This window comes from Butyrivibrio sp. WCD2001, assembly GCF_000424485.1.
GTDB lineage: Bacteria > Bacillota > Clostridia > Lachnospirales > Lachnospiraceae > Butyrivibrio.
In genome coordinates this window covers 209,075-232,839 of record NZ_AUJZ01000005.1, presented here as the reverse complement: position 1 = coordinate 232,839, position 23,765 = coordinate 209,075, and the positions used below count along the sequence as shown (strand labels likewise).

The following is a 23,765-nucleotide window of genomic DNA, read 5'->3' as shown; positions in this document are numbered from 1 at the left end:
AATTGTTACCAAGATTTTCCTATTTTTCTATTTTTCTTGGTAAACCTTAGACTATGCTGTACCAAGATTTTTACATTTTTACCTTTTTCTAGGTATTGCTATGTCTGCTCTTTACCTTGATTTATCCGTTTTTCATATTATCTTGGTAATCGCCTGCCTTCTCTCTACCCTAATTTATCGCTTTTCCCTATTATCTTGGTAATTAACTGCCTACTCCCTACCATGATTTTCCATCTTTTCATGTTTTCAAGGTAATTGTCGCCAAAAGCTAAGATTATGCCTTTAACCTATGCTGATGTAATGCCACTCCAGCCTATCCCACCACAATAATTATCTATCGATAACTTCAATACCCTTTTTCAGAAGCTCTATCAGTCTGTCCAGATCACCTTTCAAATAAAGGTATCCGCAAAGAGCCTCGAGGCCGGTGGCCTTGCGATAGTCCGTGACGCTCTGGTTCTTGGCACTCGTGTAGGACTTGGCGTTGCGACCGCGCTTGTAGGCGTCAAGCTCCTCCTCGGTGAGGTCGGGCTCTAAAAATTCAATAATTTTAGCCTGGGCTGCGGCATTGACATATTTCACTTTTATCTTGTTGAGCTGGCCGGCGGGTCTGTTGGCCTCCTGAACAACAATGCTGCGAATGATTATCTCGTAGACGCTGTCTCCCATAAAGGCAAGAGCCAACGGGCTATATCTATTCATGGGTTCGCCCGGCACAGCAAAATTCTCACGGATTATAGCCGCAAGGTCAATATTATTGTCCACAGCAGCATCCTCCTTCAGGTGCTTCGCCAGTCTGGAAAGTCACGTTTCTTGTTGTAAATTCGATAGGGCTTGCAAGAAGGCAAATGGCCTGAGCTGCTATTCCCTCTCCGGCACCGGTAAATCCAAGACCTTCCTCGGTTGTAGCCTTGACGCTGACCTGCGCAATATTGATTTCAAGCGCATCAGCGATGTTCTGGCGCATGGTGTCGATGTAAGGACGAAGCTTTGGTGCCTGACATAAAATGGTGGAGTCGATGTTCTCTATAAGATAGTGATTATCCTCCAGCATTCTGCCGACCTCCGAGAGCAGTTTTAATGAATCGGCGCCTTTATACTTAGGGTCCGAATCAGGAAAATGCTTGCCGATATCTCCGAGCGCACAGGCGCCAAGAAGCGCATCACTTATGGCATGAAGCAGAACATCCGCATCGGAATGGCCAAGGAGCCCCTTTTCATAAGGTATCTCCACGCCGCCAAGGATGAGCTTCCTTCCCTCAACCAATCTATGTACATCATAACCTGTTCCTATATGCATGTTTATTAACCTCCGTTAATGCAACTTTTCTAATTAGATTAAAAACCACTCCGCCACAAAAACCGCAGCACAAGCTGCAACTGCTACCGTAAGAAGGCTTCGCTTCCTAAAGGATAATCCAAGCGCCACCGCAAAACCTATCACCGATGCGCGCATGGAATCTGACGCATGGATGATAGCGGGAAAAGTCATAGCTGCCAGCGTCGCATAGGGTACGTAGTATAAGAATGACTTTACAAAGCGTGAGTTGATATCTCTTCTTATAAGTGTGAGCGGCAACATTCTGACAAGATATGTAACCAGTGCCATCACAAAAATATAGCCGAATATGTTATGCATCTGCCGTGTCCTCCTCTGTTCTTGGTGCGAAAATTGCGGCAGCTGCTGCGATCACGACCGTTACTATAATAATTCTGAAACCCGATGAAATAGAACTTAGTACCGGAGCATATGTGAAAACCGTACTCATAACCATGGCTCCTATGACAACCGCCATAACCGCACCGTTTTCACTGGCTTCCGGGATTATAATCGCAAGAAACATTCCATATATTGCAAGTCCCAGCGCACTGATAAGCCTCTGGGGCATAATCTGTCCCGCGAATGCTCCAAGGAAGGTTCCTAGTACCCATCCAAAAACCGAGCAAATAATAAGTCCGTAGGAATAGGCGGGTTTCAGGCGCCCTTTTCTGGTGACACTAAGTCCGAAAATCTCATCCGTAACGCCGTACGCTACAAGGCATCTTGATAGTGTACCGACTTTTGATGAAAACTTCTGCGACAGCGCCGTACTCATCAGCATGTATCTGATATTGACCACCAACTGCAACAGCGCCATCTCGGCGTAGGTTGCATTAGTAGCTATGAGGTCGAGGGATGAAAACTGCCCCGCGCTCGTTACATTTGTAAGTGACATAAGAGATGCCTGAAAAACGGTCAAACCTGCTTCCGCCGCCTGAATGCCGAAGGCAAAGGATACCGCAAGGTATCCGAGGCAGACGGGAATTGCATCCCTTAAGCCTTCTATAAATTCGTTTTCTTTTTCCATAATTCTCCCCTCATCCGTCAGCCAAGCTGTCCGAATGTCTCCATAATATTATCAGCTGTTGCGCCTTCTATGCTGCCCTGGACCATGGCGGGTTTTCCGCCGCCGCGAACCTGAAAGCTTTTCCTGAGCTGCGTCAGAACATCGTTGCTGTTAAGTCCATCCGGGCATCCGATTATAAATCTGTAACCGCTCTCATCGTCTCCGAAAAAGATACCGCAGTACCCTTCTCTCTCGCTGACAAGTCTGTTCACAACACGTCTGATGACATTAGGATCCGAATCCTTGTCCGCTAAAAGACAGACATTTCGTACGTCTTCAGGTACCTTGTCAGCTTCTATATTCAGAAGCTTCTCGCCTGCCTCGGAAAGACTTCTTTTCAGAGTGGCTATTTCTTCCTGCTGCTTATGCACAATGTTTGGAATATTGTCACCGGAAGTAGATAGTTCTCCAGCTAGTTCCTGGATCATATTATGCTCACCCGACAAAAACTCGAGCGCTCTTTTCCCGCACAAAATGCTGACTCTTGTTCCGCCCTTATAATTCTGAAAACCAACAATTTTCAATATTCCGATCTCGCCGGTTCTCTTAACATGAGGCGCGCAGCAAGCGCAGACATCATAGCCGTCAACCTCGACTATTCTAACCGCCCCGGTCAGTTCCTTCTTACTTCGATAGTCGATATCCGCAAGTTCCTCAGGTGACGGGTAATATGCCCTGATCTCGCAATTTTCATAAATCGCCCTGTTCACCTGCAGTTCTACGTCCGCAAGCTGTTCGGGTAAAAGCTGACCGCTATAGTCCATTGTCACAATAGAATCGCTGAGGTGGAATCCCACGTTATCATAGCCGAATTCAGAATTCACTATTCCGGAAAAAATGTGCTCTCCGGAGTGCTGCTGCATGTTTGAAAAACGGTGACTAAAATCGATTTTCCCGAGAATCGTGGAGCCTTCCTCGAGCTCCTTATCAAGATAATGATAGATTATATCGGATTTGATCTGGACGTCGAGGACGTTGATATCATTTTCCCCTTGCGTAAAGGCATCGGCACTTTCAGATGTTCCTGCTGTTTTTAATCGCTCAATATCCTGTTCACTAAGGAGATAAACCACGCCTCTGTCGGGAGTCTGTCCGCCCTCTTCAGGAAAAAACAGAGTCCGGTCAAATACAGCTTTATACTGTCCGTTCTCGCCTTCTATCTTCTCACAGCTTATTACTCTTGCTGTGAACTCTGTTGAATATGCATTTTCATCATAAAGTTTTATTGTATTTTCGTTCATAATGCTTTATTTTACCACACTTTGAGGTTATTCAGAAATTTAAAAAAGGGATGCCTCATCGGCATCCCTGAAATAATCAATTATTATGCAAGTGTAAGCTGTGAAAGCTCGCTGGTAACGCGCTCTTTTACTGCGTCGAGCTTGGACTCCATTGAATAAGCCATCTCAGAATAAAGGAGCTTCTCAGCGATTCCGAGGTACTTCTCATCCATTGATGCGAACTTCTTGCCCTCGGCAGCTCTTGTAGCCTTAATCTTGCGAAGAGACTTAACAAGGCACATCATCTCGGGAGCCTTATTTCTCTTGATAACTTCTACGATAACAGCCTCAGCCTTCTTTCCCTGGGGAATATCGTATACTTCAAGCTCGTCGATCTCATCGATAAGTTCCTCGGCTTCGTCTGCATCAATAGCATCACGCATCTTAGCCTCTGCTCCGTCAACGGGAACATACAGAACCCCCTTGGTGTCTATGCTTGACACCATGCTGTAGTATAAGGTTTCATTGCCTCTCTCAAGAAAAGACGGAACCAAAATGTCTTTTACTTCACAAAGTCCATGGTTACCATAAACGACGCAATCTCCTCTACTCAGCATATTTTTTCCTCCTAAAAATAAAACAAGAAAAAGCCTTTTCGGACGGCAGAACCCCATCCGATGACTACTTCTAAAAAACAAGGGCGACACTAGAACAATCATAGCAATTTTTTACGATTAATGTAATATATCGGGCTCTTTTTTAAGAAAATCTTAAGAAACTATCAGAATATTGTTAGTATATGCTAATAGGGCCTGTTTTAACCGGCAAAAAGCCGCGCCAATGTAGCATTTCTAGCCAATAAAGAAGACCCGACGGAGGTATACTCGCGCCAGGCCATCTTCGCAACAATAACAATATAAGAAAGGAAAGGAGGAATTACTATAAAGCCGGGTGTTATAAAGCTTCACCGAGCTTTGTGTATATAAAACCTGTATTCTGACAGAACTCGTTAAGTTGCTGTCCAAACAGTTTCATATATGCATCTTCCATGTACTGAGCATCATTCGACAGGAACAACAGCACCTGTCCGCTCTTTAGGTCAAACTCAATATCCTTGGTGGGTTCAAGAGCATGTATGTCTTTAAACGACATTCCGTAATTTTCTCTGCACACTTCTTCTTTATTGGGCAGATCCATGGTCTCAGTGATAATCTGGTTCTTGATTTTTCTAAGGTCATCCAGAAAATGGAGAACCATAAACTCTGCAACATGGAGAGAAGTGATCTCATACCCGCCAAGTTTCATGTCGCTGATAACTTTTCCGAAATCTATAGTTGCGGCTGCAAAAGGATCAATCTTCTGCCCACCGACATCCACACAGAACACCGCATCGTATAAGCTTTGATTCATACTGAGCCTCCTGTCATCACGGGGAGTGAACTTCCATATGGTAATTATAGCACGCCTTCTTATAAACAAATCTTATAAATCTATAAAATCATTATTAATTAAATGTTTTTTCGTTAAGAATTTGTTACGAAATTGAAGTAACAAAAAAGAGGCCTGTGGTAGAGCCCCTCATCCGGCGCTGCGCGCCACCTTCCCCCCAAGGGGAAGGCTTATATTTTGGCGCTCCCCCTTGGGGGAAGACGCAAATTATCAACCGTGGAACAGTTTCTTGGTCTGGTATTGCGGCTCGCAGGTAAGGTTAACGCCCAGCTTGTGGAAGGTGGATTCATCAACAGGTGAAAGAATAACCGTTGAGTGAACCTCAGCGCCGCGAAGCTTGTCAACCTGCTCCAGTGCTGCTTTTGCCTGCTTATCGGTTGCAGCGCAGATTGTAAGAGCTATCAGTATTTCGCCAACATGGAGGTGCGGATTATGTCCGCCAAGCTGCTGGGTCTTGAGATTCTGAATAGGCTCGATAATTGTAGGTGAGATGAGATCAATTTCATCCGGCACTCCTGCCATCACCTTAAGGGCATTCAGCATCATAGCGCTGGTTGCACCCATGAGGGCACTGGTCTTACCTGTAACAACCTGGCCGTCCGGAAGCTCAATAGCAGCTGCCGGTGCGCCTGTAAGCTCTGCCTTTAAGTTAGCGGCAGCAACCACAGGTCTGTCCTGAATGCTGCAGCCGGCCTTCTGCATGAGGATTTCAAGAGTGTCGATTCGCTCCTGTGAGCTGTCACCCTTTCTCTTTTCACAGAGTTCCTTGTAGTAACGTCTGATTATCTCCTGTTTTCCTGCTGCCTGAGCGGCCTCGTCATCGATAATGCAGTTACCTGCCATGTTTACACCCATGTCCGTAGGTGACTTGTAGGGTGAATCGCCGTAAATCTCCTTGAACATTGTGTTGAGTACAGGGAAAACAGCGACATCTCTGTTGTAGTTGACAGTGGTCTGTCCGTAAGCTTCAAGATGGTACGGATCAATCATATTCATGTCAGCAAGGTCAACGGTTGCTGCCTCATAGGCAAGGTTAACCGGGTGCTGAAGCGGAATGTTCCAGATGGGGAAGGTCTCGAATTTTGCATAACCCGCCTTAACTCCGTGTCTGTTTTCATGATAAAGCTGAGACAGGCAGACAGCCATTTTCCCGCTGCCGGGTCCGGGCGCAGTCACAACTACAAGTGAATGCTTGGTCTCAATGTACTCGTTCTTTCCGTAGCCCTCCTCGCTGATGATGAACGGGATGTTTGAAGGATATCCCGGGATTGTATAGTGTCTGTAAACCTTGAGGCCAAGGGATTCAAGCTTCTTCTGATAAGCCATAACCTGCTCTGTGCCGTCATATCTGGTGAGGACAACAGATCCCACATAGAGTCCGTAGCCGTGGAAAGCATCGATAAGACGAAGCACGTCCATATCGTAGGTTATTCCGAGGTCTCCGCGGACCTTGTTTTTCTCAATATCACCCGAGTTAATAACAATTACAATCTCTACATCCTCTTTAAGCTGAGTAAGCATGCGGATCTTGGAGTCGGGCTGAAACCCCGGAAGAACTCTGGAAGCGTGGTAATCATCGAAAAGCTTACCGCCGAATTCCATGTACAGTTTTCCTCCGAACTGTCCTATCCTCTCACGGATCCTTTCTGACTGCATCTGCAGATACTTGTCGTTGTCAAAAGCCTGTTTCATCATTGGTTTTCCTCCTGGTTATTCTCTATGTGTCTTCTTCGAAGCTGTCCACAAGCTCCGTCTATGTCTCTACCCATCTCACGCCGTACTGTGGCGTTTATGCGTCGTTTTTCCAATTTCTTCTTAAAAGCCTGAACCCGCTCCGCGGTGCTCTCCACGAAATCCCGCTCCTTTATGGGATTGACCGGGATCAGGTTGACTACACAGTTTAGATTCTTAAGGATATCCGCGAGCTCGTCGGCATCCTCGTCCGTATCATTGACGCCGCCCACAAGCGAATACTCGAAGGTCAGCTGTCTTCCGGTTTTATCAAAATAGTATTCACAGGCTTCCAAAAGCTCCTCTATGGAATACTGATTCGCTATCGGCATCAGTTCCTGCCTCTTCTTCTGATTTGAAGCATGAAGCGATATGGCAAGATTTATCTGTAATTTTTCATCCGCGAGCTTTTTCATGTTCGGAACAATTCCGCAGGTCGATATCGTGAGATTTCGCTGCCCCATGTTAAGCCCGTTTTCATCTGTTAAAAGCCGTACAAACTTCAGAATGTTGTCGTAATTATCAAGCGGTTCGCCACTTCCCATGACCACCACTCTCGACACCTTCTCGCCGGTGTCGCACATTATGGAATATATCTGGTCAAGTATCTCAGAGGGTTCAAGGTTCCTCTCGACGCCGTCTATTGTCGATGCACAGAATCTGCAGCCCATTCGGCAGCCTACCTGCGAGGATACGCAGACACTGTTACCGAAGCGGTACTTCATAAAAACGCTCTCGATAAGGTTGCCATCGCCAAGCTCAAAGAGATATTTCCTAGTTCCGTCGATTTTGGATTCCTGCACCTTCACTACCTTAAGCGCCACAAAATCGCATTCTCCGGAGAGTTTTTCACGAAGGTTCTTCCCGAGATTGGTCATCTCTTCAAAGCTTCGAGCCTGCTTCTTGTGCATCCAGTCATAGATTTGCCCGGCTCGAAAGCCGGGCTCCCCCATGTCTTTAATAAAGCTTGTTAATTCTTCCTTTGTCAGTGATTTGATATCTGTCATTGAAAATCCTTAATGATACAAAAGTTATTCATCCTTGCGTCTGAACTTCGAAATAAAGAATCCGTCAGTGCCGAATTCCCCTGGTATTATCTGGATATAACCGGCTCCGGCCGTAAGAACTTCCTTCATCGGTCCCGGAAGCCTGTCCTCTATACTTACCGCCTCGAAGGGGAGATTTTCCAGAATCCATTTGTAATTCTCGAGGTTCTCCTCTTTTGTGAGCGTGCATGTACTGTAAATAAGTATACCGCCGGGCTTAACATAATTCCACACATTGTTTAGAATACTTCTCTGTTTTGCCTGAAGCGTCTCTATAGCATGCATGTCGGTGTTCATCTTGATGTCGGGTTTTCTTGCGATAACTCCAAGTCCCGAGCACGGAAGGTCACAGTATAACACATCCGCAGCATTTTCTAAAGTCTGATCATGTTTTTCGGCATCATGTTCTTCGACAACAACGTTATCGCATCTCATTCTGTTAACGTTTTCACGAATTAAAATACACTTATTTTGAGATATGTCTCTGGAAATGACTTTTCCTGTATTTCTCAAAACATCCGCAGCGTGAAGGCTCTTGCCCCCGGGTGCCGCGCAGACATCAATGACCGTATCTCCTTTTCTAAGTCCCGCAACCTCGGTAACGAGCATGGAGCTGATATCCTGCACCATGAAGGCGCCTTCTTCGAAGCCCGGAAGATATCTGATATTGTCGGTGTGATAGAGGTCCATCGCATAGGAAAGCAGCGGACTTGGTTTCATAACGATATTGCCGTTGTTCGCCTCCTTCATTTTTGCAAGAATTCCTCTTAGTTCTTCAGTTTCGAACCTATTGGAAAACCGCACCGTTACAGGTCTTGGTTCCAGGAAAAACTTGAATATTTCAACTGTCTTTTTAAAGCCAAAATCTTCCAGAAACTTTTTGGAAAGCCACTCCGGCTCTGAATATTTTACTGAAAGATACTTAATTCGCGATGCCTTGGATTCATCGTAATCCGGCCACTTTATATTGGCCTTGTTCCTTGCAATGTTACGAAGCACTCCGTTTACAAAGCCCTTGAGTCCCATGAAATGAAGTTTTGCCGCAAGCTTCACCGATTCGTTAACCGCAGCGGAATCCGGAACGGAATCCATGTAAAGTATCTGAAAAGTACCCATTCTTATTATGTACAGGATGGGCTTTGCCATTTTTGATATGGGTGTCTTGGAAAACAGGCTGATAACATAGTCCAGGCTTATCTGTCTCTCAATTGTTCCCTCCGCAAGATACTTGATGAAGGATTTTTGATTAGCATCAAGAAAATCATATTTATTTAGCGCAAGCTTTACCGCCGACTTCTGAAAAGAGTCGCTTTTTCCCATCTCAGCGAGAATGTCGTAGGCTATACGCCTTTCATTAATCTTCCCTGCCATTTTACCTCCGATTTCTGTTTCCGCCGTTTACCATCAAAACCAAACGAAGAAGCTGAAGTATTGATGATGCAGCAGCCGCAACGTAAGTAAGGGCAGCCGCATTAAGTACTTTCCTGGACTGGTCCACTTCGTCATCCGCAAGAATGCCGTAATCTCCGAGCATAACGAGCGCTCTGTGAGAAGCATCAAACTCAACCGGAAGTGTAACAAGCTGGAATGCCACTGCCAGTGAAAATACCCATATTCCGATCTTCGCAAGGGGTGTCATTCCGATAATAAGTCCAAGTATGATAATCGGTATTCCGATGTGTGAACCTATGTTGGCAGCCGGAACAAGCGTTGATCTGATCTTGATTGGCACATATCCTGTGTGATGCTGCATAACGTGTCCGCACTCATGAGCGGCGACTCCGATGGCCGCAACGCTGGTGGAATTATAGGTGCTGTCCGAGAGGTTAACGGTGTTATTTCTTGGATCAAAGTGGTCAGAGAGGTTTCCCGGCACATGGACAACCGCCACGTCATTTATGCCGTTTCTTCTCAAAATCTCGGTAGCAACCTGCGCACCTGTCATGCCTGACATGCTTCTTATTTTCGCATACTTATTGTAGGTGGACTTGACCATGGCACTGGCAATGATACACAGCAGCGCACCAATCAGCACCAATATATACGTAGCATCAAACATCATTCCCCTACCATATCCATAACTATATCTATACATACAAACTCCTCCAAAATGTAATAATACGGGCAAAGGTTCAATCTTTGCCGCCCAGTAATATATATAATATAAGAAAGTTACTCGAGGTTATCTCCAGTGTTTAAGGTGTATCCAAGGAGGAAGGATTTTACATCCATGCGTTTTTTGCCTTCGAGCTGAAGCTCGGTGATTTCAAGGAGGCCGTCGCCGGTGTTTACTGTAAAGCTGTCTTTATTGACAGCTGCTATCGTGCCGGGATTGCCATTTGATGTATTATTCTGAACTTTTGCTGTCCAAATTTTAAGCATTTTGCCGTTCAGATGAGTATAAGCGCTGGGCCAGGGATTCATGCCTCTTACAAGATAGGAAATCTTCGAAGCGTCGTCGTTCCAGTTGATCTGCCCCATATCCTTGCTGATCTTGCCGCACTTTGTAGCCTCGGCATCGTTCTGTGGAGTCGGTGTGAGCTCTCCCTTTTCGATTTTCGGAAGTGCTTCAACTATAAGGTCTGCTCCGAGGTACATGAGCTTGTCAAAAAGCGTACCTGCGGTGTCATCCTCTTCAATCGGGATTTCCTTCGTTATAAGCATATCGCCGGTGTCCATTCCTGCATTCATCTGCATGATGGTAACGCCTGTTGTTTTGTCACCGTTTAAGATGCACATTTGAATGGGCGCGGCGCCTCTGTATTTCGGAAGAAGTGACGCGTGGATATTGACGCATCCAAACTTCGGGATATCAAGAACTTCCTGAGAAAGGATCTGACCGAAAGCAGCAACTACAAAGATATCTGCTCCGAGACTTTTGAGTTCCTCGACTACCTCTGCCTCTCTGATTTTCTTAGGCTGCATGATCTTCAATCCGTGCTTTAGTGCACACTCTTTTACCGGAGAAGGAACAAGCTTATCACTTCTGCCCTTTGGTTTATCGGGCTGAGTCACAACTGCAACTATTTCATGACCTGCCTCTATCATTTTTTCAAGCGGTGGCACGGAAAAATCCGGTGTCCCCATGTAAACTATTTTCATACTAATTATTCTGTCTCCTTATACATCTATAATAATCCTTATAGGTTAGATGACTTCTACAAACAAGAAAAGCCCTCCATCCGTTATTTTAAACTAATGGAGAGCTTTTTACAATTTTGTAGGATTGATCCGTGGGCAAGGAAATAATCACATGCAACAAAAAATCCAATAATATTGGAATTTGTTGCACCTAAACTGAAGCTTATACAATAAAAATATTGATGCTCCCCGGATTTGTTGTAATCCATTTTCGTACAAACAATAAATATAAATGTATTATCTATATTTGTTGTCTATCAGAATTTTCTGAACAACAAATATGATGAAACGATTCAGATTTATTGCACTCCCAAATTATGCGTACAACAAAAGCAATTAGAAGATCAAGAATTGTTGCACTCTCAAATTTCCCACACAATAAACACGATGAAAAACACATGAATTATTGCAATCTAAAGACCATACATACAACAACACCCAAAGTGCTGTAAGTAGTGCACTCCTTCTCCTATTATTCGAAATATGAATGTCTATCCCAAATGATAGAGATTACGAAGTGCACATACCACTCATGTTTTGTTATCGCACTTATCAATTTTCGTATCTGAATCCGTTCAAGCTCTGCTCACTTTATAAACTCACTAAGTGTATCGAACAGCACTTCCGGTTGAACCGGTTTTGACAGGTGCGCGTTGAGGCCTGCCTGGAGGCTTTGCTGAACGTCCTCGTCGAAGGCGTTGGCGGTGAGAGCTATTATCGGGATGCTCTTTGAGTCAGCTCTGCCCATGGCTCTTATTGCAGCGGTTGCCTCGAGGCCGTTCATCTCGGGCATGCGCATATCCATCAAAATAGCATCATAGTAGTTCTCAGGGTGTGATTCGAACATTTCAACCGCAATTTTTCCGTTAACGGCAAGCTCGGTCTCCATCTCCTTCATTTTAAGAACCTTTATCATTATCTGTGCGTTGACATTCACGTCCTCCGCCAAAAGAATTCTGCGGCCCGTAAGATCTGCTTTCTTGGGCTTTTCCATTATCTGAAGGCGCTTCTTTTTCAGAGCGTTGCGGAATTCATCAAGAAGACTTCCCGAGAACAGAGGCTTTGAGATAAAGCTGTCCACACCTGCATCAGTAGCTTCACCATGGATTTCATCCCAGCTGTAGGCGGTCAGCATGATGATTGCAGAGTCATCCCCGATAATCTCTCTGATCTGTCTGGTTGTTTCAAGTCCGTCCATCTCGGGCATTTTCCAATCAACGATTATCAGATTGTAGGGCTCCATCCTGCCCTTATGCACCTTAACAAGGTCGATGGCTTCCTGGCCTGAGCGCACAGTTTCCACCGCAATACCTTCGTTGCCGAGCACAAGCTTTGCGTGATCTAAGGCAACGGGGTCATCGTCAATTACGAGAACGCACATCTCTTTGGGATTGATCTCTATATCACTGTTATCCTCGGAATGCTTTTTATCGGAATCCAGGAGTGTAACGGTTACGGTAAAAATACTTCCCTTACCCTTTTCACTCTGCACCTCAATCTTGCCATTCATCATTTCCACAATGCTCTTGGTTATAGCCATTCCTAGTCCGGAACTGCCATATTTGTTGGCTGCTGTGGTATCCTCCTGGCTGAAGGTCTCAAAAAGTGAAGGAAGGAATTCCTTGCTCATTCCTATGCCGGTATCCTTAATTCTAAAGCGCAGTGTGGAGTTTCCTCCGTAGCCTGCAGCCTTCTCAACATCCAGAGTTACCGCACCGCCTTCGGGAGTGAACTTAACCGCATTGCCCAGAATGTTTATAAGCACCTGCCTTAGCTTCGTGCTATCGCCGATATAATAGTCATTTAACTCCCCTATAATGTTGCATTTGTATTCAAGGCCTTTTTCCATGCACTGTCCGTTGAAAATGGTATTTATCTGCTCTAAAAGCTTCGAGAAGGCAAATTCCTCATTTCGAAGGACCATCTTACCGGATTCGATTCTGGACATATCAAGGATGTCATTAATAAGACTGAGAAGGTGCTGCGCAGATGATCCGATTTTCTCCAGATAATCCTTGGTTGCATCGGATATATCAGGTTCGTGAAGCGCAAGGGAATCAAGCCCTATGATGGCATTCATAGGTGTTCTGATCTCATGGCTCATGTTAGACAGGAAAATAGTCTTTGCTCTGCTTGCTTTCTCAGCGGTTTTAAGGGCATCAGAGAGTGCCTGGCTCTTTGCAAGGGAATCCCTCATCTGTGCATCTATATCTGAGAAGCCTGCTCCCACTGCATGAATCTTGTTATCCTGAACATCCCCCGGATGTCCGACACCTGCCATACGGAGCATCTCATAGGTCTCTTCGCCGTTTTTCTTTACAAGATATCTGTAGGCTATAATTGGCTCTTTTTCCAGCGCCTGCTTTATATTTTCAGGCTTTATGAAATCAATAAAGCCCTGGCGATATTCTTCTGCGACAAAAGACTCAGCATACTCTGTGAATTTTTCACTAAAGTTGAACCGGTCACCTTCACAGATGTCATCTTCGTGATTTTCATCTCCTCTGTAGCAGATTGCATTGTTATTCTCAAGATCAACATAATAAACACTGCGGTAATCCGAAGCCAGTGCGTTTATCATCTTATCCTGCTGCGTACGCACTTTTTCCTGGGCAATGAGCTCATCCTGGAGAGCAATCCTCTCCTCAAGTTCCTGCTGAAGTATTTCAGAGCTCTCCTGTTCTGCCGCGAGCTTCGCTGTCTTTTTTGTCTGGGTGATCATTATTACAAGAAGGGCAATCATTACAGCTGCCGTAAGAATAGACTGTATAAGGCTTCTGATGATTATGCCCTGAGAAATTGTATTTATCTGCTCGGTGATAACGCTCTCTCTTATGAGGTACGTAAGCACCCAGTCGGTTCCGCGCACCGGTACGAAAGCGATAGTTTCTTTTACTCCGTTGTAGGTAAATGAAGCTATTCCCTCAGTATTTTCAGCAAAGCACCTGCGCATCTCCTCAATGGAATATCCCTCATCAAACTTGGCTGATTCAAGCGCCGTGAGAATATTCTTATCCGCTGCAAGGCCGCCTAGAACCGCTCCTGTGAGGCTGCTTCCGTCAGCGGCATACAGATTACAAAAAGTGGTAGTACTGTCATTGGACTGAAGTGAAACCTCATCAAGGAAATTATTAATATCCATCTCCATGAAGCAGACAATAAGAGTGTGATCTTCCAGTTTCAGTCTGTCGATTGGAACAGCGATGATGATTTTCTTATTGTTTCCATCAGCATTTTTTATGGAAATCTCAGGCTCCGAAAGAGTCTTATGGTTGAAGGAATACAGATCTATATCCGTCCTGGTGCCGCGTGAGGTATAAATAATTCCTTCTTCATCAACAAAAGCGAATTTTTCAAGTTTGTAGAGCTGCTTCATTCTAAACTGATAAGCCTGAAGACTCTCCACGCTTTCCAAATCAGTTTTTTCAATAAGTCCTATCGCAGTATCAAGGTCACTGACATAGTTACTAAGGGTGGACGCAACAACCTGTTCCCTTCTGCCCGCCAGCTCATCAAGATAGAGGAGGCTGACTGTTTTGACCGCACTTTCCGTGTCTTTGCTCGCGCTCTGCCCCATCCATAATGTTCCTATGATCATTATGGCAACGACTATAATACCGCCGATAATTGCAACTCTTGTAAGCCCGCTCTTACTGTGAAGTTTCATAGCCTTGTTTTTCACCCTATAGAATCTTTAACTGCATCTACAAATACCTGAAGTCTGTCTTTAGTTACATGCTGCATAACTACGATATGAGAAAGATCGCCTCCCAGCCTGTCATCGTGGTCGGGAGCAAGTCCATATCTATCTGCAATTTCTTCTACCGGCCGCTTGAAATATACCGTGTTGGACATAGGCTCAAGCCATGCCGGCCATCCTATCTCGTCAAGCGCACCTTTAAGCCACCGCGCTCTTTCCAGCATTCCCTCCGACTGCTCGGTGAAGTCTTCCTTTGTCGTATGCTTTAATATCCACCAAAGCTTAAGCGGAGACATTGCGGAACGAGAGCAATTTATCATCGGCATGCTGGCATTCAGATAGCTGATTTCGAACGGAATCTGATTGTTCTTTACTTCCATCGATGTTAGGAAAACTCCGGCGGGTTCATCTATTCCAAAGAATTTATGTCCGCTTATTGCTATAGAATCAAACGGCTGCACCTTGCGGTATACGACATCCTTGAAACGTGTGTAGGGAAGGTATCCGCCAAAAAGCGCCGCGTCCACATGGCGATACACAGGTATTTCCGGATGCTTTGCAAGAATCGCATTTATAGCTGCCTGGTCATCCACTCCGCCCTTAAAGGTAGTGCCCATAGCAAACACAACAAGCGCAGGCTTATCAGGTACCAACGCCTTTTCAAATTCCTCGGGAATCATGCAGCCATGAATATCCGACGGAATAAGCTTCAGTTCAAGATTCTGAAGATTGGCAAGGCGCATACTTGAATAATGAGCAGCATCAGAGACATACAGAACCGGTCTTTGCTTCGTCTTTTTTACAATATAATTCGTGCCAAAGTATATTCCGTGATTGTTACCGTCGGTTCCACTGAAAGTGACAATTCCCCAAGTATCTCCGAGATCAAAGCCATACAGCGGTCCCATCATTTCAATTACTTCTCTCTCGAATACAAGAGTATTGAGTAATCCGTCATGAATATTGAACGGATCTCCCGCATTATTCGCCATTGCTAGATTGAGTCCGCTTCCGGAAAGCCATTTATAAAACTGCACCAGACGGCTCTTATGATTTATCGGGTATCCAAAGGCTCTGTTTTTCTTTGCAAACAGAGTACCGGCATATTCATCCAATCGAGCAACACACGGATCTTCATTTTCTGCATTGTTTAATACGTTATTGTTTTCACTGTTTGTCATCGTTCTCCCTCCTGCATCCTTACTTTAGTTTCAATTTCCCGGCTATTGACTACAACCTTGTTTCGGCCGCCTTCTTTTGCAATATATAATCTCTCATCAGCCAGATTTACCAGTTCCTCCGCAGTCATCCCATCCCTATAAGCAGCCGCTCCGATAGAAACAGTAATCTTCAGGTCTCTGCCATCTTCACGGAATGAGGTCTCCTCTACCTGGCTTCTTATGTCCTCCAGGAGACTCCCAAATTCTTCATAAGAAATGTCTTCCGGTGCTATAAGAAAAAACTCCTCACCACCCCATCTTCCGTAGATAAAGCCTTTGCTTGAATTTTTCTTAAAGATTCCTGCCAGCTGTTTTAGCACGTTATCACCGGCGATATGTCCGTAGGTATCATTGATATTCTTGAAAAAATCGATATCCAGAATCGCTACGAAAAGATCGTTTTCATCCGTCTCATTTTTCCTCTGCAATTCCTTATCAAGGATTCGCTGTACTCTCTGTCTGTTGTAAATCTCTGTCAAAAAATCGTAATCCGCAAGGCGCCTTAGTTCTTCATTTTTATGAGCCATGCTCTGATTGTATACGGCGGTATACAGCGTAATTGCACCAAAGCCTATCAAAGCATTTATACAATACAAAACTCTCGCCAGTCTTTCATCCGGATTATAAGTTGTAGGAAACATTTTCAGATCCGCACAGACATGAAGCATCAAAAAAGTTAATACGACGATAATGCTGAAATTTCCAATCTGTCGTCTTTGTTTTGAAGACATATAGGGCATGAAATATGGCAGGAAAATGCTGGCAAATGTGCCAAATAACCATAGCTGAAAACCGGATTTTATGCCAACGAAAACAGTGGCAAGGATTATATGAAAATAGACCTCCAATGCCATGAACCAGACAGAACGCAGGGTATTGCCGCTTCGAATAATAAATATGCTGACTACATAAACAAGCATGCTTACGATGTTAAGATAAATCATCGGAGTACAGGATAGCCAAATGTAAAAACCTTCAAAGAAAACGTGAGTAATCAGAAACGAAATGGCTATCATCATATACTGCTTTTGAGTAAAGTAATCACCATCTTCGGTTATATCGTTGTATACCCGGCTGCTATTCAGATTTTGATTATTATTATCCATAATTCGATTGTAAATCTACTGTTAGCAGTGTGCAAATTAAGAAAGTATAAACAAAAAAGATGTCCGAAGACATCTTTTTTGCTTATGGCTATGATCCCCAAGGGAACTCTTTACTGAATCTTGAACTTGCTGAGTTCGTCGTTAATCGATACAGCGGAGTCGGATACGGAGTTGGCAACACTTTCAACACCCTTGGATTCGTTTGCAATATCCTGAGCACTCTGAGCCAGGGTTGTTACGGTTGCGGTAACCTCCTCGGAGCTTGCCGACTGTTCCTCGGAAATAGCAGCCACGCTGGAAGCAATGTCGTTTACATCGCCCATCATTCCGATCATTTCCTTCATAGTTGCAGCTGTGGAATTAAGCTCCTCATAGATCTTGTTAAAGCTGTCGCCTGCCTTTGAAACCGCTTCGCTGTTTTCATTGATGGCATCCATATTAGCCTGCGATTTTTCTGCAAGGTTATGTATAAGCTGAGTTATCTCGCTTATGATGTCGCTGATCTCCTTAGTCGCATCCTGTGAATTCTGCGCCAGTTTTCCGATCTCATCTGCAACAACCGCAAAGCCTTTTCCTGCTTCACCGGCACGGGCAGCCTCAATACTTGCATTAAGTGAAAGGAGGTTCGTCTGCTGTGAAATAGAGTCGATCATCTCAACGATTTCGGTAATCTTATCAGCTGATTCGCCGACCGTTGTAACAACGTCGTTCATCTCACTCATGGATGTTGTGATAGTCTCCATATTCTGCTGAACAGTGTTCATGTCGTGCTGACCGACATCGGCCTGATCCACAAGTTCAAGCATGATCTCATTTGCTCTGTTTCCGCTATCGGTAAGATCAGCAACCGCACCTGCCAGCTGAGTTGCATTGTTTGCAAGCTCTCCAACCGCATTCGAAATATCGTCCATGGTGGTCTGAATCTGTCCCATGGAAATCGACTGCTCACTCGCACCCTCTGACATCTTTCCAGATGCATCTCTTGATGAAGTGGAGTCTGCCTTCAGCTGCTCTGCCTTGGACTGAATCGAATTGATGGTGCTATTCATAATCTGAACGTAATTGTCCATCTCCTTACTGATAAGACCAATCTCATCGCCCTTATCTGCAGGCATCTTGGTTGTGAAGTCACCACCGGAAATCTTTATAATGCTCTCAGAAAGTCCTTTTACAGGCTTTGTGATTACTCTGTTAATTGTGAAAAGAATTACAGCAGCTATGATGATAATAAGAACAATCATTGCAATTATTGCTATTGTCATGAATCTGTTAGCTGTTGCTTCAACATCACTTACGCTGACAGAAGAAATGAGCGTCCAGTTTGTTCCCTGAATAGGATAGGTTGCAATATACATCTTGGCCGAAGAGCCATCCTGCTGTATTGTTATGACCTCATCGGATCCGCTCTCAATATGTTTCTTCAGCGTATTGAGGTAGTTGTTCCCCGATTCCGAAACCTTGGTACCAACAAGGGACGGATCGAAGAAAGTGATGATGTAATCACCATCAAGTACCATTGAACCTCCGACTTTCAGAGGCTTTAAGTCATTTACAATATCCTGCAAATCATTTAGGTAAACATCCACACCGGCAACGCCGAATTCACCGTTATAAAAATCATTCTGCCTTACAAAGGTAACGCAGAGGTCTCCTGTCGTTGCATCCACATATGGCTCGGTTTCAACGAATGTCTCGTTTCCAAGACCGGCCTGATACCAGTCACGCTGTGTAGGTTTCCAATCATCATCCACTTCGGAATGATTTGCAAATATATAGGTATCATCCGAAAATCCAATATAGATACCTGAATTTTTAACTGCGCTGTAGCTTGCCGACGGTTCGATGTACTTAAGCATTGCATCGTGGTCAGCAAATTCCACCTGCTCAAGGGTGTCGCAGTATTCACCAAACTTCGCGGTCAGCATTCTGAATTTGGTGCCAAGTTCATTTGCATTAGCTCTGGTCTCAGCCTGAATGTCCATCAAAGCCATCTCGGTGATCGTATTCTTGGCGTTAATACTCAGCGCCATTATAATCGCAACAACTCCGATGATGATAATCGGCAAAAGGCTCATCAAAAGAGTTTTGCTAATGCTCTTCTTAACCTTATGTCTTGAAGGATTAGCTCCGTTTTTACTACCCTTTACATTAGTATCCTCTGCCATTTTCAAAACCTCCACCTAAGAAAACATCAAAAATATAATGTGGATTACATATTATAATTGTATACGGAATTACATCAATTAAAATGGATTTTATAGAAATGTTAGAGGGTTTAGAATACTTTTATATTTAGGGAAAATTGGCATAAAAAACGCCTTCCCCCCAAGGGGAAGGCGAAGTATAATTATTCTTCCGGTTGCTGGAGGTCCTCGTTATTTACGAGTTCTCCCTCAACCTTCTCAACGTACATATGTCCGTCAAGATGATCAAGCTCATGGCAGATTGCTCTTGCAAGGAGCTCTGTTCCCTCCAGTTCGAAGGGCTTCATGTCTATATCAAAAGCTTTTACCTTAACATAGTTGGGACGTGTAACAACTCCGGATTTTCCGGGAAGTGATAAGCATCCCTCGTATCCTGTCTGCTCGCCGCTGGTCTCAAGTATTACAGGGTTGATAAGAAGATGCGGCTCTTCTCCCTCCGGAGAACAGTCAATTACTACAATTCTCTTCAGGATACCAACCTGAGGCGCTGCAAGTCCCACGCCGTTAGCATCATACATTGTCTCAAACATATCCTCAATAAGCTCGCGAATCCTGGGAGTAACCTCTTTTACTTCCTTGCAGGGACGCGCAAGTACATCATCACCGTATTCTCTGATCTCTCTAAGTGCCATAATTTAGCCTTTCTGTCTGTTTTATTTCCCCTCATCCGGCGCTACGCGCCACCTTCCCCATAGGGGAAGGCTTTATTACAAATATAAAGTGTATGATAAACGGCATTATATTTCAATGCTTTATGTAATTCTTTCGCTTTTAGTATCGTAATCACATGAAATTCATGGGGTCGAAGTCGAACTGAACCTGGAGATTTCTTAAATATCCGAGCTTCTCCCACTCTGAAAGAACTTCCTCCAGAGTGTCCTTAATCAAAGTAAGTCTGCCGAAATCCTCATGCTTAACGTATATAACCATGCGATAGATATCGTTTATTTTGCCGATTGTCGCCGGCGCGGGACCGATTATTATTGCATTCTGTATCCGCATCCTGTCAATGAAGGCGCGAAGCTGATTTGCTTTCTCTTTTCCGAAATCCTCATCCTTAGCCCATAGCTGAATTGCAAGCATATGAGCTGCCGGAGGGTATCTGAGTAATTCTCTGTAGGAAATCTCCTCCTCGTAAAAGGCTTTATAGTCCTGCTTCGATGCGCTGACAATAGCATAGTTATCCGGCTGATACGACTGTATCACAACATTCCCCGGGACTTTTCCTCTTCCCGCTCTCCCCGCTGCCTGCGTAAGAAGCTGGAAGGTTCGCTCCCCCGCCCTGTAGTCGGAGGCGTTAAGTGACATATCCGCCGCGAGAATTCCAACAAGTGTTACATTAGGAAAATCGTGCCCCTTAACAATCATCTGCGTACCAACTAGAACATCTGCCTCTTCTGCGGCAAAGGCCGACAGAATCTTCTCATAGCTGCCCTTTGTCCTCGTGGTATCAGCATCCATTCGAAGAACCCTGGCCCTCGGGAAAAACTTAAGAACTTCCTTCTCAATCTGCTGGGTTCCTGCCCTGAAGGCTGACACGTACTTGGATCCGCACTCCGGACATATCTTCTGAATCGGCTGAGTGTGACCGCAGTAGTGGCACATAAGCATACCGCCTCTGTGCTCTGACATCGACACATCGCAGTGCGGACACTTAAAAACATAGCCGCAGGATCTGCAGGACACAAAACCGGCAAGTCCCCTTCTGTTTATGAAAAGCATTGCCTGATGTCCGTTATCAAGCGTCTCCTGTAGTCTTTCCTGAAGGCTTCTGCTAAAGATTGATCGGTTTCCGCTTCTAAGTTCCTCTCGTAAATCTGCAATCTCGACATCCGGCAGTGTGCCGCCCGTTAGTCTTCTGTTAAGCTCAAATAACCGGTATTCACCCTTTTTCGCCCTGTAATAGGTCTCAAGTGAAGGTGTGGCTGAGCCCAGGATCACATCTGCGCCTCCCGGCACAAGCTTTGCAAGCTCTATAGCTGTCTCCCTTGCGTGGTACTTAGGCATAGTCTCGCTCTTGTAGGTGGATTCATGCTCCTCATCTATAATTATGAGTCCCACATTGGGAAAAGGTGTAAAAAGAGCTGATCTGGGACCGATAATAATATCTATGTCTCCTTCTGCGGCTCTTTTTGCCTGATCGTATTTTTCTCCGGGTGACAATGTGGAATTCATCACCGAAACTCTCTCGCCAAAATGTCTGTAGAACCTCATGAGAGTCTGATAAGTAAGCGCAATCTCGGGAATCAGTACAATGGCCTGTTTTTCCCTGGCGATTATCTCATCTATCATTTTGATGTAGACTTCCGTCTTGCCGCTTCCGGTGATGCCGTGAATCAGGCAGGTCTCCCTGATGCCCTTGTCATAGTTTGAAATGACCGTGTCTACAATCTCCTGCTGCTCCTGACTGAGAGTAATATCCTTCTTCGCCGGATTGACTTCTCCCACAGGATTTCTGTAATATTCCTCGCTATCCGTAGCTATGACGCCCTTTTCGGAAAGAGCTCTTATCACAGCCGCTGAAACATTAAGCTTCCCTGTCACAAGTTCATAGGGAATCCGCTCCCCGGTATCCTCCAGTAGTGCTTCCAATAAGCGCGCTCTTGCCACCTGATGCTTTTTGACGCAGTTTTCGTAAAAATCCCGAGACTCCGCTTCGCTCATGGCAAGTCTTACATAACGCTTTACAAGGGCCTTGGACTTCTTCCTAACGGGGATGACTGTCCGAAGCGCATTTATCATGGTTGAGCCGTAGGTTTTCCTCATCCAGGCCGCCAGCGCAATCATAATACCCTCCGCGGACATCTCACCCTCTTCAATATCAAGAATTTCCTTGGTCTTTTCGGGATCAAACTCTGGAACATCGGTTATTCCTATGACGTATCCCTGTCTTTTAGTGTTTCCCCGTCCAAAAGGTACGCTGACGCAACAGCCTATCTCAATTTTGCCAAGAAGTCTGTCCGGAATTTTGTACTGAAAAGGTCTGTCCACCTTTTCATGGGAGATATCGATTATTATGTTGGCAAATGATAAACTCCCTCTTTCCATCAGGCTTTTTCCTGCATCTCCTCTAAAATCTCTTTGATAAGGACTCTCTCATCCATGGGGTACTTCACACCCTTGATTTCCTGATAGTCCTCATGTCCTTTTCCTGCAAGCACAATGATGTCGCCCTGCTCGCCGTGCTCTATTGCATAGCGGATGGCCTCTTTTCTGTCTGCAATCTTTATGTACTCACCGTCAGTCTTCTTCATACCGGTCTCGATATCGTTCATGATGTCCATGGGATCCTCGAATCTCGGATTATCCGAAGTTATGATAGTAAAGTCGGCGAGCTTTCCGCTGACCTCACCCATCTCAAATCTTCTAAGCTTTGAGCGGTTTCCGCCACATCCGAACACACTGATAAGACGAGTCGGATGATAATCTCTGAGAGTACTAAGGAGACTCTTAAGTGCCATAGCGTTGTGCGCATAGTCAATCATGAGAGTAAACTCATCTGATACTTTAACCATCTCGATTCTGCCCTTTACATGAGCCTTCTTTAATGCAGAAGCTATCTGCTCCTCGTCGCAGCCAAGGTGCTTAGCAACATCAATAGCGCAAAGTGCGTTATAAACACTGAATCTTCCCGGTGTGGGAACCTGTGCATGCATCTCGATTATACCTGTGGTATCAAACATAACCCCAAGTTCACCTGGCTTATGAAGATAAGCAAGGTTTATCGCACGAAGATCTGCATCTCCGGCAAAGCCGTAGGTTGTAAGCTCACAGGTGTGACCTTCAGTAACTTCCGTCATTCTGGGATCGTCCGCATTGGCAATTCCCACCTTACACTGCTTGAAAAGAAGTCCTTTACAGTGCATGTAGTCCTCAAAGTCCTTATGCTCTCCCGGACCGATGTGATCAGGCTCAATATTAGTAAAGACACCAATGTCATAAATGAATCCCTGGCTTCTGTGAAGCATAAGTCCCTGGGAGGATACCTCCATGACAACCGTGTCACATCCTGCATCCACCATTCTTCTCATGTATTCCTGAAGCTCATAGGATTCAGGTGTGGTATTTTCAGCATGAATATGCTCATCTCCGATGATTACCTCGATGGTACCGATAAGTCCACACTTGTGACCTGCGTTTTCAAGCATATTTCTAATAAGATAAGTTGTTGTAGTCTTACCCTTTGTTCCAGTAATTCCCACAGTCTTAAGGCTCTGTGCAGGATTTCCGAACCACTCGGCGGAAATAAATGCCATAGCATATCTTGTACTTTCCACTTTGACCACTACGGTCGATGAGTTTTCAGGAATTTCAACATCCTTCTGAACAACAATAGCTGCTGCTCCCTTCTCTGATGCTTCAGTCGCAGCGCTGTGACCATCGAAGTTCATGCCCTCGATACATATAAAGAGGCATCCTTCCGTGATCTTACGATTATCCTTTACTACCTCAGTGATCTCCACAGATGAAACATCCGCCTTTTCTTTGCTTCCCCCTACATAAGCTTCATAAGACAGATTTTTAAGCAGATTCTCCAGTTTCATAGCTTCTCTCCTCGTTT

Annotated in this window: 19 protein-coding genes; all 19 read right to left on the bottom strand. The window is 44.9% G+C overall.

Annotation, left to right across the window (positions count from 1 at the left end):
• Positions 1–330: 330 nt before the first annotated feature.
• Entirely contained in the window at positions 331–765 is a 435-nt protein-coding gene (locus G630_RS0105885; protein ID WP_022762602.1) for a Mini-ribonuclease 3, read from the bottom strand.
• A complete protein-coding gene (gene ispF / locus G630_RS0105880; RefSeq protein ID WP_022762603.1) occupies positions 755–1,300 on the bottom strand; it encodes a 2-C-methyl-D-erythritol 2,4-cyclodiphosphate synthase in 546 nt (181 codons plus the stop codon). The genes G630_RS0105885 and ispF overlap by 11 nt, the downstream gene beginning before the upstream one ends.
• Before the next feature lie 33 nt (positions 1,301–1,333).
• A complete protein-coding gene (locus G630_RS0105875) occupies positions 1,334–1,639 on the bottom strand; it encodes an AzlD domain-containing protein (protein ID WP_022762604.1) in 306 nt (101 codons plus the stop codon).
• A complete protein-coding gene (locus tag G630_RS0105870) occupies positions 1,632–2,348 on the bottom strand; it encodes an AzlC family ABC transporter permease (protein WP_022762605.1) in 717 nt (238 codons plus the stop codon). Before G630_RS0105870 ends, G630_RS0105875 begins: the two co-directional genes overlap by 8 nt.
• A gap of 17 nt (positions 2,349–2,365) precedes the next feature.
• Positions 2,366–3,628, bottom strand: a complete 1,263-nt coding sequence (locus tag G630_RS20915; protein ID WP_044958790.1) for an alanyl-tRNA editing protein — start codon at positions 3,626–3,628, stop codon at positions 2,366–2,368.
• A gap of 83 nt (positions 3,629–3,711) precedes the next feature.
• Entirely contained in the window at positions 3,712–4,224 is a 513-nt protein-coding gene (locus G630_RS0105860; RefSeq protein ID WP_022762607.1) for a CarD family transcriptional regulator, read from the bottom strand.
• Positions 4,225–4,561: 337 nt separating this feature from the next.
• The gene (locus G630_RS0105855) at positions 4,562–5,017 is read right to left on the bottom strand and encodes a hypothetical protein (RefSeq protein WP_022762608.1); all 456 of its coding nucleotides are present in this window, start codon (positions 5,015–5,017) and stop codon (positions 4,562–4,564) included.
• A 249-nt stretch (positions 5,018–5,266) separates the two neighbouring features.
• Complete coding sequence (locus tag G630_RS0105850; protein ID WP_334291021.1) at positions 5,267–6,748, bottom strand: DUF1846 domain-containing protein; 1,482 nt, start codon at positions 6,746–6,748, stop codon at positions 5,267–5,269.
• Positions 6,748–7,794 carry a 23S rRNA (adenine(2503)-C(2))-methyltransferase RlmN gene (gene rlmN / locus G630_RS0105845; protein ID WP_026498045.1) on the bottom strand — a complete coding sequence of 349 codons (1,047 nt, stop codon included), beginning with the start codon at positions 7,792–7,794 and terminating at the stop codon, positions 6,748–6,750. Before rlmN ends, G630_RS0105850 begins: the two co-directional genes overlap by 1 nt.
• Positions 7,795–7,818: 24 nt before the next feature.
• Positions 7,819–9,204 (bottom strand): 16S rRNA (cytosine(967)-C(5))-methyltransferase RsmB, encoded by a 1,386-nt coding sequence (gene rsmB, locus G630_RS0105840; protein ID WP_026498044.1) that lies wholly within the window; start codon positions 9,202–9,204, stop codon positions 7,819–7,821.
• Position 9,205: 1 nt separating this feature from the next.
• Positions 9,206–9,928 (bottom strand): zinc metallopeptidase, encoded by a 723-nt coding sequence (locus G630_RS0105835; RefSeq protein ID WP_044958787.1) that lies wholly within the window; start codon positions 9,926–9,928, stop codon positions 9,206–9,208.
• A 77-nt stretch (positions 9,929–10,005) separates the two neighbouring features.
• Positions 10,006–10,935 carry a methionyl-tRNA formyltransferase gene (gene fmt, locus G630_RS0105830; RefSeq protein ID WP_022762623.1) on the bottom strand — a complete coding sequence of 310 codons (930 nt, stop codon included), beginning with the start codon at positions 10,933–10,935 and terminating at the stop codon, positions 10,006–10,008.
• A gap of 625 nt (positions 10,936–11,560) precedes the next feature.
• Entirely contained in the window at positions 11,561–14,641 is a 3,081-nt protein-coding gene (locus G630_RS20910; RefSeq protein WP_049946113.1) for a response regulator, read from the bottom strand.
• An 11-nt stretch (positions 14,642–14,652) separates the two neighbouring features.
• On the bottom strand, positions 14,653–15,855 hold the full coding sequence (locus G630_RS20900; protein WP_049946112.1) for a pyridoxal-dependent decarboxylase: 1,203 nt from the start codon (positions 15,853–15,855) through the stop codon (positions 14,653–14,655).
• Positions 15,852–17,000, bottom strand: a complete 1,149-nt coding sequence (locus G630_RS0105810) for a GGDEF domain-containing protein (protein WP_026498042.1) — start codon at positions 16,998–17,000, stop codon at positions 15,852–15,854. The genes G630_RS20900 and G630_RS0105810 overlap by 4 nt, the downstream gene beginning before the upstream one ends.
• Positions 17,001–17,110: 110 nt before the next feature.
• Complete coding sequence (locus tag G630_RS0105805) at positions 17,111–19,165, bottom strand: methyl-accepting chemotaxis protein (RefSeq protein ID WP_026498041.1); 2,055 nt, start codon at positions 19,163–19,165, stop codon at positions 17,111–17,113.
• Positions 19,166–19,347: 182 nt separating this feature from the next.
• Positions 19,348–19,836, bottom strand: a complete 489-nt coding sequence (def, locus tag G630_RS0105800) for a peptide deformylase (RefSeq protein ID WP_022762628.1) — start codon at positions 19,834–19,836, stop codon at positions 19,348–19,350.
• A gap of 151 nt (positions 19,837–19,987) precedes the next feature.
• Positions 19,988–22,252 carry a replication restart helicase PriA gene (gene priA / locus G630_RS0105795; protein ID WP_026498040.1) on the bottom strand — a complete coding sequence of 755 codons (2,265 nt, stop codon included), beginning with the start codon at positions 22,250–22,252 and terminating at the stop codon, positions 19,988–19,990.
• Complete coding sequence (locus G630_RS0105790; protein WP_022762630.1) at positions 22,252–23,748, bottom strand: UDP-N-acetylmuramoyl-L-alanyl-D-glutamate--2,6-diaminopimelate ligase; 1,497 nt, start codon at positions 23,746–23,748, stop codon at positions 22,252–22,254. Before G630_RS0105790 ends, priA begins: the two co-directional genes overlap by 1 nt.
• Positions 23,749–23,765 lie beyond the last annotated feature (17 nt).